This window comes from Streptomyces nidicola (assembly GCF_050106155.1).
Taxonomy (GTDB): Bacteria; Actinomycetota; Actinomycetes; order Streptomycetales; family Streptomycetaceae; genus Streptomyces.
Window position 1 is genome coordinate 6,323,165 of record NZ_JBNBPI010000001.1, and the last position, 12,506, is coordinate 6,335,670.

The window sequence follows — 12,506 nt, forward strand, 5'->3', positions numbered from 1 at the left end:
CCTCAGCACGCCTGCCAAAGCCGCACCATCACCCGCACCCCGAACCGCAGCCCCTCCAACGGCACCCGCTCGTCCACGCCGTGGAACAGACGCCCGTAATCCAGGTCGGCCGGGAGCTTCAGGCCCTTGAAGCCGAAGCAGCGGATGCCGAGGTGGGTGAAGGCCTTGGCGTCGGTGCCGCCCGGGTTGCAGTACGGGACGGGGTGGCCGTCCGGGTCCTCGGCGCGGACGGCGTCGCACATGGCGTCGACGAGCGGGCCGTCGAAGGTCGTCTCCATCGCGATGTCGTGGTTGACCCACTCGCGGGAGACGGAGGGGAGGAGCAACGCGTCGACGGCGTCGAGGAGTTGCTGCTCGTGGCCGGGGAGGAAGCGGGCGTCGACGCGGGCCGTCGCCTTTCCGGGGATCACGTTGGTCTGGTAACCGGCCGTGAACATGGTGGGGTTCGCGGAGTTGCGGAGCACCACCTGCATGAAGTCCGCCACATGACCGAGCTTGGCGAGTTCCGTGTCCAGGTCCTCGGCCTCGAAGTCGATCTCCACGCCCTGGAGGTCCGCGGCCTTCTGGAGCAGGGCGCGTACCGGTTCGATGAGGTGGATGGGGAACGTGTGGCGGCCGATGCGGGTGAGGGACTCGGAGAGGTCCGTGACCGCGTTCTCGGCGTTGGGCGAGGAACCGTGGCCGGCCCGGCCCGTCGACGTCAGTTCCATCCACGCCATGCCGCGCTGGGCGTTCTCGATCGGGTAGAGGCGGCGGGTGTCGTCGAGGGCGTACGAGAATCCGCCGCCCTCGCCGATGGCCTCCGTCACACCCTCGAAGAGGTCGGGTCGGTGTTCGACGAGCCAGTGCGCGCCGAACTTGCCGCCCGCCTCCTCGTCGGCGAGGAACGCGAGGACCAGGTCGCGGGACGGCTTCGTACCCGTACGCGCGAAGTGGCGGGCGGTGGCCAGCATGACGGCCACCGTGTCCTTCATGTCGATCGCGCCGCGGCCCCAGAGGTAGCCGTCGCGGATCTCGCCGGAGAAGGGCGGGACCTGCCATTCGGTGGCGTCGGCGGGGACGACATCGAGGTGGCCGTGGACGAGGAGCGCGCCGCGGGTGCGGTCGGCGCCCTCGATGCGGGCGATGACGCTGGAGCGGCCCGGGGCGCTCTCGACGAACTCGGACTTGATGCCGACCTCGGCCAGCTTGTCCTCGACCCAGCGGGCGCAGGCCCGCTCGTCGCTGGTCGGGTTGGAGGTGTCGAAGCGGATCAACTCGGCGCAGAGTTCGACTACTTCGCGCTGGGCGTCGTCTGAGGCAAGGGTGGCCGGGGTGGTCATGCCGCTCCTACGGGGGTGTGCTCGGCCGCGGCGGGGTGGCTTTCCTCGTCGTCGGCCAGGGTCGTGGTGCCGTACGTCCTGATCCAGCCGAGCAGCCCGAGCACGGCGTAGAGGACGAACGCGGTGGCCAGGGAGTTCAGGGCCGGGATGCCGCCGTCGTAGAACTTGCCGACGCAGAAGGCGACGGCCCAGATGACCAGGGACGCGGGGACCCAGGTGGGGGAGGTGGCGGGGAGGGTGCCGGCCTCGCGGGTCTCGTCGAGCGGCTTGCGCATCTTGCGGACCACCCAGTACTCGGCGACGACGATGCCGCCGATGGGCGGGATGGCCACGCCGAGGACCGAGAGGAACTCGGTGAAGTGGGTCATGATCCCGACCGCGGAGAGGGCCGTTCCCGCGACGCCGAGGGCGATCGTGACGGCGCCGCGGTGCAGGCGCTTCTTGAAGACGACCTGGAAGAAGTTGACGACGCCGAGCGAGGAGCCGTACAGGTTCCAGTCGTTGATCTTCGCGGTGGACATCAGGACGACGAGGACGCCGAAGACGCCGGACGTGGAGAGCACGATCTGCGAGACCTGGTCGCTCTTGACCATGTGGCCGAGGAGGACGCCGGTCAGGCCGACGATGTACTCGGAGAGGATCATCGAGGACGCCGACTGGAGAAAGACGTGCGCGCCCTTCTTGTTGTAGCGGGTCATCTCCGGGGAGACGATCGCGCCGGTCATGTAGCCGCCCGCGATGGCGGTCGCGGCGACCGAGAGCGGGATGGCCTGGCCGGGCGGCGGGGAGCTGATGAGGTCGCCGACCGAGTGCGCGCTGAGGGCGTCGATCACCGACCAGGCGACCATCGCGAAGAAGAGCGGGGTCACGATCTTCGCCATGACCGCCATGTAGCGGAAGCCGAAGATCACCAGGACCGTGATGGCGAGGCCCGCGACGATGCACCACAGCCACGACGGGCCGCCGACCAGTGACGAGACACTGTCGCCGAAGATCGTGTTCTGGACGCCGAACCAGCCGACGAGGCTGACCGCGATGATGAAACTGACCAGCGCCGAACCGTTGCGGCCGAAGCCGACCCAGCGGGTCAGGAGCGGCGTCGCGAGGCCCTCGCGCATGCCCGCCATGCCGATCAGGAAGATGACGACTTCGAGGATGACCGCGCCGAGCGTGAAGGCGAGGAAGGCGTCCCCGAAGGTCATGCCGACGCCGATCGTGGCGCCCAGGGTGAACTGCGAGATGGAGCCGGACTGGGCGAGCCACTGGAGCAGCATCGTCCAGAAACCGAGCCGCTTGTCCTTAGGGACTCTGGACAGCGCGTAGTCGTCGCTGCCCACGCTCTTCTTGGTGGTGGCCATGGCGTCACGACTCCGTAGGTGCGTTTGCGTTGCCGAGGGTCTGGAGGTGGGTGAGCGGGCCGTAGCGGCTCACGAGGGCGTCGAACTCCTCGGCGTCGTGGAAGTCGAGGCGCCCGCCGCCGTACGCCTTCGCGGCCTCGACGGCGAACCGGGCCGCGGCCGCGATGTCGGTCTCGTGGCTGGCACCGGTCTGGCAGCCGGGGACCGCGGCGGCCGAGGTGACCGCGAGGCCGACGACCGGGGCGGGGGTCGCGGTGGCCGGCTGGAGGATCGAGTTGATGTGGTGGACGCCGTTACCGTATGGCGTTATGTCCTGCGTTGTCACCGGATAAGTGACCAACGGCTCACCGGTGACGACGGCCAGCAGTTCGCCCAGCTCCTCGCTCACGCGCAGCACCCACCCCTCCTTGACTGTGGGGGACAGGGCGAGGCCCTTGTGGTTGATGACGCGGTTGCCCTTGGTGGTGTCGATGGAGAGCACGGCCTCCATGTCGGCGGTCACCTCGTGGCGGTTCATCGTGGCGATGTCGACGGGCGAGTCCATGAACGGGACCGGGTCGTGCGGGGCGGTCGGCGCGTCCGGGCAGATGTGCGTGGCGATCACCACGTCCCCGTCGAGTACGTCGCCGCGGCGGCGCATGTCGAGGAGCTTCGCTGCGGTGGCGAGCGCGGCGGCGGCGCCGTCCGCGTCGGAGACCAGGCCGGTCATCTCGGGCCGGGCGCCGACCCCGCCGAGGCGGCCGACGACGCCGAGGGTGCGGGCGTCGCCGCCGCCGGCGCGGCCCTTGGCGCCCGGGATGCGGACGAGGACGAAGTCGGTGGAGCCGCGCTCGCCTTCGACGGTGGTGATCTCGGCGCCCGAGCCCTCCGGGCCCGCGACCGAGTCGAGATACGCGACGGCGCGCTTGCCGTCGGCGTCGGGGTCGTCCAGCAGATCGACGACATCGAGGACGTACTTCAACATGCGGGGTCCCTCTCACTGCTCACTGCGGCGCGCTCACCGCGCTGCGTCCGGTCGCGGTTTCCACCGGTACTGACAGCAGATTCCGGATCGGATAGCGTTGTCCGCAAGTATTTCCCGTTATTTGCAATGCAGGTCTGGATGGTGAGATGGCGTGCCGGAGATCCCGCTCGACCGGAAGACCCCGGCCGGCGCGCTTCAGACCGTCGACCGGGCCCTCCTCGTGCTGCTCGCGTTCGAGCGGACGCGGCCCGACTGGGGCGTGACGGAGGTCGCCGCCGAGTTCGGCTGGGACACCTCGGTCGCGCAGCGGCTGCTCTCCACGCTGGCGGGGCGCGGCTTCCTGGTCTCGGACCCGGTGACGCGGCGCTACCGGATCGGGCCCGCGGTGCTGCGGCTCGGCCGGCTGTGGGAGCGCTCGGGCTCGCTGGAGCTGCTGGCGGGGCCGGTGTTGGAGGAGCTGCGGGCGGCGACCGGCGACACGGTCCTGTTCTGCCTGCCCGACAGCTTCCACATGCGCTGCGTCGCGGCGGTCGAGGGGGAGTCGGGGCCGCTGCGCTACTACCCGCTGGTCGGCGAGCTGTACCCGGCGCACGCGGGCGCGACGAGCAAGTCGTACTACGCGTTCCTGCCCGACGACCAGCGCCACCGGCTGTTCCGCGGCCGCCCCATGGCCCGCTTCACCGAGCGCACGGTGACCGACGCGGACGAGCTGGAGCGGGAGTTCCTCCAGGTCCGCGCCCAGGGCTACGCGTGGACGGTCGGCGAGTACGACGCCGGGATCGGCACGGTCGCCGTGCCCGTCTTCCTCGGCCGCGAGCCGTACGGGAGCCTCAGCCTCGGAGGCGCGAAGGAGAGCTTCCCGGACGGACCGGAGGACCGCCTCGACGCGCTGCGCAAGGCGGCGCACCTCCTTGAGCGCAGGCTCACGCATCCGCCCCAGCGCACGCGCCGCGGCCGTGCCGCCGCCAACTGACCTTTGTGCACAGCCTGTTGATTACGTCATGCACAGCTTGTTGATTACGTTGATCGGAGCGACCCCGTCGTGAACCTTCTGCTGCTCTCCAACTCCACCCAGCACGGCCAGGGGTACCTGGAGCACGCCCTCGACACCGTGACCGGCTTCCTGCCGCCGAACGCCCGCCTCGCGTTCGTGCCGTACGCGCTCGCGGACCACGACGCGTACACGGCGAAGGTGCGCGGCGCGCTGGAGGGTGCGGGGATCGAGGTGCACGGCGTCCACGAGGGCGGCGACCCGCTGGCCCAACTGGCGGCGGCGGACGCGGTGTTCATCGGCGGTGGCAACTCGTTCCGGCTGCTGAGCGCGCTGTACCGCACCGGGCTGCGGGACGCGGTGACGAAGGCGGTCCGCGCGGGCCTGCCGTACATGGGCGCGAGCGCCGGCACCAACATGGCCGCGCCCACCCTCCGTACGACCAACGACATGCCCATCGTGCAGCCCCCGTCCTTCGAGACGCTGGGCCTGGTCCCGTTCCAGATCAACCCGCACTACCTGGACCCGGACCCGTCCTCCACCCACAAGGGCGAGACCCGCGAGCAGCGCCTCACGGAGTTCCTCGAGGAGAACGACGTGCCGGTGCTCGGGCTGCGGGAGGGCTCGTGGCTGCGGGTCGCGGGTGCGCGTGCGTCCGTGGAGGGCGCGTATGCGGCGCGGCTGTTCCGGCGGGGGGCCGCTCCGGAGGAGCTGGCGGCGGGGTCGGACGTGTCCGAACTGCTGGGTGCGGAGGCGAAGTTCGACGTGGGGAGCTGACGGCCCTACGAGATTCCGGGGACAAGAAACGCAGGAGGCGCGGCACGCTCAAGCGTGCCGCGCCTCCTGCGTACAGGGCCTCCCGCAGACCCGACTACCGACTGCCGCCTACCGGACCGTCTCGGCGAGCGACTCCAGTGCCAGTTCCACCCGCACCGGGCGGTTCTCGCCGTGGTGGGTGACGGCCGAGGCGCGCGGGGCGTGGCCGGAGGCCGTGGTGGCGAGGACGTAGGAGCCGCCCGTCGGGACGTCGAGGGCGAACTCGCCGTCCGTGTCCGTGAGGGCCGAGCCCGCCTGGCGGCCGCGGCGGTCGATCAGGGTGACCTTGGCACGGGGCACCGGCAGGCCCTCCGGGTCGAGGACGCGGCCGTGGAACTGGGCGGCGAGGGCCTCCTCCACGCGCTCCAGGATCGCGTCCTCCTCGCTGCTGGCGCGCAGCTGGACCGTCGGCTTGCGGCGGCCCGGCAGGCCGAAGGCGAGCAGTACGCCGACCGCGACCGCGCCCGTGGCGATGAGGAAGGAGACGCGGAAGCCGTGCATCGTCGGGACGGCGACGCCGCCGACGTTGTTCGCCGTGTTGGCCAGCACCATGCCGATGACCGCGGAGGACACCGACGTACCGATGGAGCGCATCAGGGTGTTGAGGCCGTTGGCCGCGCCCGTCTCGGACGCGTCCACCGCGCCGATGATCAGGGCCGGGAGCGAGGAGTAGGCGAGGCCGATGCCCGCGCCGACCAGGACCGAGATGATGATGGTCTGCCAGGCGGCGCTCATCAGGCCGAGGCCCGCGCCGTAGCCGATCGCGATGATCAGCAGGCCGAGGAGCAGGGTGACCTTCGGGCCGAACTTGGCGGAGAGCCGGGCGTAGACCGGCGCCGTCAGCATCATCGTCAGGCCGAGCGGCGCCACGCACAGGCCCGCGACGACCATCGACTGGCCGAGGCCGTAGCCCGTCTCCTTCGGGAGCTGGAGCAGCTGCGGCAGGACGAGCGAGATCGCGTAGAAGGCGACGCCGACCATGATTGAGGCGAGGTTCGTGAGCAGGACCTCGCGGCGGGCCGTCGTGCGCAGGTCGACCAGCGGGGCCTTCAGGCGCAGCTCCATCGCGCCCCAGGCGAGGAGGACGACGAGCGCCGCGCCGAACAGGCCGAGCGTCGTGCCCGAACTCCAGCCCCAGTCACTGCCCTTGGTGATGGGTAGCAGGAAGAGGATGAGGCCGACGGTGAGGCCGATGGCCCCCGCGACGTCGAACGTCCCCTGGGCGCGCAGCGGGCTCTCCGGGACGAAGAAGAGGGTGAGTGCCATGGCCACGACGCCGAGGCCCGCCGCGCCGAAGAACAGCGCGTGCCAGTCGGCGTGCTGGGCGACGAGCGCGGCCACCGGGAGGGCGAGCCCGCCGCCGACGCCGATGGAGGAGGACATCAGGGCCATCGCCGAGCCGAGCTTCTCGCGCGGCAGCATGTCGCGCATCAGGCCGATGCCGAGCGGGATGGCGCCCATGGCGAAGCCCTGCAGCGCGCGGCCCACGATCATGACGAGCAGGTTGTCCGTGAAGCCACAGACCAGTGAGCCGAACACCATGATGGCGAGGCTGGTGAGCAGCATCCGGCGCTTGCCGGCCAGATCGCCGAGGCGGCCCATGATGGGGGTCGCGACGGCGCCCGCGAGGAGGGTCGAGGTCATGACCCAGGTCGCGTTGGAGGGGGCGGTGCTCAGCAGCTCGGGCAGGTCCTTGATCACCGGCACGAGCAGCGTCTGCATGACCGCCACGGTGATGCCGGCGAAGGCGAGGACGGGGACGACGCCGCCTGACGGGCGGGCTTGAGTCGTCGGCTGGGACATGAAGGAAGGCCTCCGGAAGGCGGTCTCGGTCCACATACTGGGACGTGTCACTGAGGACGGCGAACGCGCGCCGCCAGGTTCGGGGCGCGCGTTGTGCGATCGGTGTGCGGTCGTGGTGCGGGCAGGTTGTGTGTATGTCGAACCGGTCTGCTGGGGCGACTATTCCGACGGTCGTCGTACGAGCGGAATCCTTTACCTCTTCATTACGTCGCCGTTCGGTGAACGCTTGTTTCTGACTCGGTGTCAGATTTGGTCTTCCGGTCTACTGGAACGTGTTCTACCGTGCGCCGCATGGGCATCGCCATCACGCAGGAACAGCGGGAACTCGCGGACGCCGCGCGCGGTTGGATCGCGCGCGCCGTACCGCCCGACGAGGTGCGCAAGCTGCTCGACGCCCCGGCCGCCCCGGGTCACCGCCCCTCCTACTGGGACGGTCTCGCCGGGCAGGGCCTCCTCGGGGTGCACCTCCCCGAGTCGTACGGCGGCGGGGGCGGGACCCTGCTCGATCTCGCGGTGGTCGTGGAGGAGGCGGGGCGCGCGGCGCTGCCCGGGCCGTTCGTCGGCAGTGTGCTGGCTGCGGAAGTGCTGCGCAGGTCGGGGCGGCGCGGGCCCACCCGCGAGCTCACCCGCGCGCTCACCCGTGCTCTCGCCGAAGGGGAGCGGATCGGCGCGGTCGCGTTCGGGCCCGGCGGGCTCAGCGCCGTCGCGGGACCCGACGGGCTCGTGCTCGACGGCGCCGCGCCACCCGTCCTCACCGGCGCCGACGCCGACCTGCTGATCCTCGCGGCGGAGAGCGCCGACGGCGTGGTGTGGTTCGCCGCCGACGCCGAGACCCCCGGCCTCACCGTGCGCGCGCACGAGAGCGGCGACCCCACCCGGCCCACCGCCGAGGTGACGGCGACCGGCGCCGTCGTGCCCGCCGACCGGGTCCTCGCTGTGGACGGCACGCTGGTGCGCGACCTGGCGGGTGTGCTGCTGGCCGCCGATGCCTGTGGCACCGCTGTCTGGGCGCTGCACGCCGCGGCCGAACACGCCAAGGTGCGCGAGCAGTTCGGGCGGCCGATCGGGCAGTTCCAGGGCGTGAAGCACCTGTGCGCGGACATGTTGGTGCGGGTGGAGCAGGCGGGGGCGCTGGTCTGGGACGCGGCGCGGGCGTTGGACGAGGACTGCGGGGAGGACGTGCGTGGGCTCGCCGCCGCGCTCGCCGCCGGGACCGCGCTCGACGCCGCGTACTCCTGCGCCAAGGACTGCATCCAGGTCCTCGGCGGTATCGGCTTCACCTGGGAGCACGACGCGCACCTCTATCTGCGCAGAGCCGTCGTCGCCCGCCAGCTGCTCGGCGCGGGGGACACGCATCGGCTGCGCGCCGTGCGGCTCGCGGAGTCGGGTGTCCGCCGTGAGCTGCGGTTCGCGCTGCCCGCCGAGGCGGACGGGTACCGGGAGGCGGCCCGGGGCGTCATCGAGGGGGCGCGGGGGCTCGACCCGAAGGCCGCGCGGCGGGCCCTCGCGCCCACCGGGTACGCGGCGCCGCACCTGCCGCCGCCTTACGGACTCGGCGCGGGGCCGGTCCAACAGCTCGCCGTGCAGCAGGAGTTGAAGGCGGCCGGGGTGAAGCTCAGCGACCTCGGCATCGCCACGTGGGTCGTGCCCTCCCTCATCTCGTACGGCACCCAGGAGCAGCGCGACCGTCACCTCCCGGCGACCCTGCGCGGCGAGACGCTGTGGTGCCAGCTGTTCTCGGAGCCGGGCGCGGGCTCCGACCTCGCCTCGCTGCGTACGAAGGCGGAGCGGATGCCCGACGGGCGGTGGCGGATCAACGGGCAGAAGGTGTGGACGAGCGCCGCGCAGTGGGCGGACCACGGCATCCTGCTCGCCCGCACCAATCCGGACGCGCCCAAGCACAAGGGCCTCACCTACTTCGTCCTCGACATGAAGAACACCGAGGGCATCGACATCCGGCCGCTGCGCGAGATCACCGGCGACTCCCTCTTCAACGAGGTCTACTTCGACGACGTGGTGCTGCCCGCCGACGCGGTGGTCGGCGAGGTCGACGACGGCTGGCGGGTCGCCCGGCACACGCTCGGCAACGAACGGGTGCACATGGCCGACCAGTTGACGTTCGACACGGGTCTGGAGGCGCTGCTCGGGCGCTCGGGCGACCTCGACGGGGCGTACCGGGCCCGCATCGGCGCCCTCGCGGCGGAGGCGCATGCGCTCGGCTGCATCGGACTGCGTACGACCATGCTCCAGGTGGCGGGGGAGGAGCCCGGCGCCGGCGCCTCGGTACGGAAACTGGTGCAGACGCCGCACCAGCAGAAGGTCGCGGAACTGGCCCTCGAACTCCTCGGCCCGGCGGGTGCGCTCCGCGAGGGACCGGGCGAGCGGGCTCTCCACGGGTTCCTGCTGTCGCGGTGCCTGACCATTGCCGGGGGCACGACGCAGGTGCAGTTGAACGTGGTGGCGGAGCGGATCCTGGGGTTGCCGAGGGATTAGCGGAACCGGCGGGGCTCCGCCCCTGCACCCCGCTGCTCAATCGCCGCAGGGGCTGAAAATGCGGGGCACCGCCCCGGGCCCGCTGGCCGAGGCGGAAGGTGGGCCAGAAGGGGCGCGGGGAACTGCGCGCCCAGCCACGTGTGAGCGCGCACGGGGACCACCTGCCCCCGGCAGCCGCACCCGTAAGGTCACCCCCGTGGAACTGAAACACCTCACCGGGTTCGTGGCGGTCGCGGAGGAGCTGCACTTCGGGCGGGCCGCCGAGCGGCTGCACATCGCCCAGTCGCCGCTCAGCCAGCAGATCAAGCTGCTGGAGCGCGACCTGGGCGTGAAGCTCTTCGACCGGACCACCCGTACCGTCCGCCTCACCCCCGCCGGCCAGGCGCTCGTGGAGCCGGCTCGGAGGCTGCTCGCGGATGCCTCCGCCGTGCGCAGGACGGTGCGGGCCGCGCATCTGGGGGAGGTGGGGCGGGTTTCGGTGGGGTTCGCCGGGGCCAGTAGTTATGCGGCGTTGCCGTTGCTCACTCGGGCCGTGACGTCTCAACTGCCCGGGATCGAGCTCGTGTTGGAGGGGCAGACCTACAGCGGCGAGGCGCTGCGCCGGGTCACCGACGGCACGCTCGACATCGGGTTCGTGGCGCTTCCGGTGCGGCGCGGCATCACCGCCCGCGTCGTCCGCATGGAGCGCCTCGTCCTCGCCCTGCCCGACAGTCACCCGCTCGCGGACCGCGCCGAGGTCCCCGTGCGCGCGCTCGCCGACGAGCCGATCGTCACCTTCCCGCTCTCCCGCGAGTCGGCGGTGCGGGACGCCATGGTGCAGGCGTGCCACGACGCCGGGTTCGCGCCCCGGATCGCGCAGGAGGCCCCGGACTCGTACAACATGCTGGCGCTGGTCGGCGCGGGCGTCGGCGTCGCGGTCGTCGTCGAGTCGGCCCGCAACATCCACCTGGAACATGTGGTGTTCCGGCCGCTGGCCGGGGACGAGGTGCCGGTCCTGCCGATCGCGCTCGGCTGGCGCAGCGGCAACCCGTCGGCGGCGTTGCAGGCGGTGCTGCGGGTGGCGCAGGAGGTGCTGCCGACACCGGAGGACGCCCCGGCGGCCTCGGAGCCCGGTAGCTGATTGCGCGCGATCGCAGCTCAATCGGACCCGGAATTGGTCTTGGACAGCGCCTAATGCGTGGGGGCAGAGTGATCCACGTCTCGCGACGGAGCGTGCACGGGCCGCGGTGTCCGCGCCGGACGGGCGGGACCCGCCGCACCGAGAGGACGCTCGCATGCAGCACGACGCCCCCGCCCCGAACGAGGTCCCCGCCGCCGAGCCTGCGGCGCCCGCCCCCGACCCGGCTCTCGCCAAGGACGCCCGCCGTGCCGGGGTCACCGCGTTCGTCGGCACCACCATCGAGTGGTTCGACTTCTACATCTACGGATCGGCCTCCGCGCTGGTCCTCGGCAAGATCTTCTTCGCCGACGCCTCGCCCGCCGTCGGCACGCTCGCCGCCTTCGCCACGTTCTGGGTCGGCTTCCTCGCCCGCCCCCTCGGCGGCCTGATCTTCGGGCACTTCGGTGACAAGTACGGCCGCAAGAAGGCCCTGATCACCACGCTCACCATGATGGGCGGCGCCACCTTCTGCGTCGGGCTGCTGCCCGGATACGACCGGATAGGCGCCGCCGCGCCGATCCTGCTCGTGCTGCTGCGGATGATCCAGGGCGTCGCGATGGGCGGCGAGTGGGGCGGCGCCGTGCTCATCGCCACCGAATACGCGCCGCCCAAGCGGAAGTTGCTGTACGGGGCGTTCGCCCAGCAGGGCTCGCCGGTCGGTAATCTGCTCGCCACGCTCGCCTTCCTCGGCATCGCCCAACTCCCGGACTCGGCCTTCGAGTCGTGGGGGTGGCGGGTGCCGTTCCTGTTCTCGGCGGTGCTTGTCGCTGTCGGGCTGTTCATTCGGCTGAAGCTTGCCGAGACGCCCGAGATGCGGGCCGCGCTCGCCCGCAACAAGCCGGTCAAGCTGCCCATCAAGACCGTGCTGAGCCGCTATCCGCTGCTGGTATTCCTGGGCGTGCTCGCGGGGACCGCCGGTGTCGCCATCACCTACGTGAAGACGACGTTCGCGTTGTCGTGGGCCACGTCCGACCTGGACTTCGACCGGTCGACGTTCCTCACCGTCATCGCGCTCGCGCTCGTGGTGCAGGTGATCGTGCAGCCCTTCGGTGCGGTGCTGGCGAGCAAGTGGCCTGTGCGCAAGGCCGTGTTGTGGATGCTGCTGCCTGAATTCGTGGTGCTGCCGGTGATGTTCGTGCTGGTGGGGACGGGGAACTTCTGGCTTGCGGTGCTGGGGATGGGGCTCGCGACGTTCCCGCATGCGATGTACTACGCGGCGCTTGCGGGGATCCTTGCGCGGGTCTTCCCGGTCGAGGTCCGGTACACCGGGATGTCGTTGTCGTACCAGCTGTGTACGACGCTCTTCGCCGGTACGGCGCCGATCGTCTCCCAGTACCTCCTCACGTCGTTCGATTCGATCTGGCCGGTCGTGGCGCTCGGCCTCGGCTACACGGGGATCACTTTGGCGGGTGTGCTGCCGCTGCTGGCCCGGACGGGCGAGGGCGCGCCCTCCGCCGACCACGCCCCGGGGCTCCGCCCCGGACCCCGCGCCTCAAGCGCCGGCGGGGCTTGAAAGATCGGGGCTCCGCCCCGTGCCCCGCTCCTCAATCGCCGGAGGGGCTTGATTGGCCCCGACCCCCGCTGCTCAATCGCCGCATGA

Annotated in this window: 9 protein-coding genes; 5 read left to right on the forward strand and 4 right to left on the reverse strand. The window is 71.4% G+C overall.

Features of this window, described 5'->3' with window-relative positions; all coding sequences use genetic code 11:
- Positions 1–2 precede the first annotated feature (2 nt).
- Genes ACOKM3_RS28550 through ACOKM3_RS28560 form a run of 3 tightly spaced genes read right to left on the reverse strand, consistent with a single transcriptional unit; the run spans position 3 to position 3,644 of the window.
- Entirely contained in the window at positions 3–1,322 is a 1,320-nt protein-coding gene (locus ACOKM3_RS28550; RefSeq protein WP_426903881.1) for a M20/M25/M40 family metallo-hydrolase, read from the reverse strand.
- Positions 1,319–2,680 (reverse strand): cytosine permease, encoded by a 1,362-nt coding sequence (locus ACOKM3_RS28555; RefSeq protein ID WP_426903882.1) that lies wholly within the window; start codon positions 2,678–2,680, stop codon positions 1,319–1,321. The genes ACOKM3_RS28550 and ACOKM3_RS28555 overlap by 4 nt, the downstream gene beginning before the upstream one ends.
- A 4-nt stretch (positions 2,681–2,684) precedes the next feature.
- Positions 2,685–3,644, reverse strand: a complete 960-nt coding sequence (locus tag ACOKM3_RS28560) for a DUF1177 domain-containing protein (protein WP_426903883.1) — start codon at positions 3,642–3,644, stop codon at positions 2,685–2,687.
- 151 nt (positions 3,645–3,795) lie between these two features.
- On the opposite strand from ACOKM3_RS28560, the gene ACOKM3_RS28565 reads away from it, so the two are divergent.
- Positions 3,796–4,617, forward strand: a complete 822-nt coding sequence (locus tag ACOKM3_RS28565; RefSeq protein WP_426903884.1) for an IclR family transcriptional regulator — start codon at positions 3,796–3,798, stop codon at positions 4,615–4,617.
- Between the two features lie 69 nt (positions 4,618–4,686).
- Positions 4,687–5,412 carry a dipeptidase PepE gene (gene pepE / locus ACOKM3_RS28570; RefSeq protein WP_426903885.1) on the forward strand — a complete coding sequence of 242 codons (726 nt, stop codon included), beginning with the start codon at positions 4,687–4,689 and terminating at the stop codon, positions 5,410–5,412.
- A gap of 108 nt (positions 5,413–5,520) precedes the next feature.
- Here pepE and ACOKM3_RS28575 read toward each other — a convergent pair whose 3' ends face one another.
- A complete protein-coding gene (locus ACOKM3_RS28575; protein ID WP_426903886.1) occupies positions 5,521–7,254 on the reverse strand; it encodes an MFS transporter in 1,734 nt (577 codons plus the stop codon).
- 291 nt (positions 7,255–7,545) lie between these two features.
- Between ACOKM3_RS28575 and ACOKM3_RS28580 the strand changes: the two genes are divergently transcribed.
- From ACOKM3_RS28580 to ACOKM3_RS28590, 3 genes are all read left to right on the forward strand, one after another.
- On the forward strand, positions 7,546–9,747 hold the full coding sequence (locus tag ACOKM3_RS28580; protein ID WP_426903887.1) for an acyl-CoA dehydrogenase: 2,202 nt from the start codon (positions 7,546–7,548) through the stop codon (positions 9,745–9,747).
- A gap of 196 nt (positions 9,748–9,943) precedes the next feature.
- Positions 9,944–10,867, forward strand: a complete 924-nt coding sequence (locus tag ACOKM3_RS28585; protein ID WP_426903888.1) for a LysR substrate-binding domain-containing protein — start codon at positions 9,944–9,946, stop codon at positions 10,865–10,867.
- 154 nt (positions 10,868–11,021) lie between these two features.
- On the forward strand, positions 11,022–12,419 hold the full coding sequence (locus ACOKM3_RS28590) for an MFS transporter (protein WP_426903889.1): 1,398 nt from the start codon (positions 11,022–11,024) through the stop codon (positions 12,417–12,419).
- Positions 12,420–12,506 lie beyond the last annotated feature (87 nt).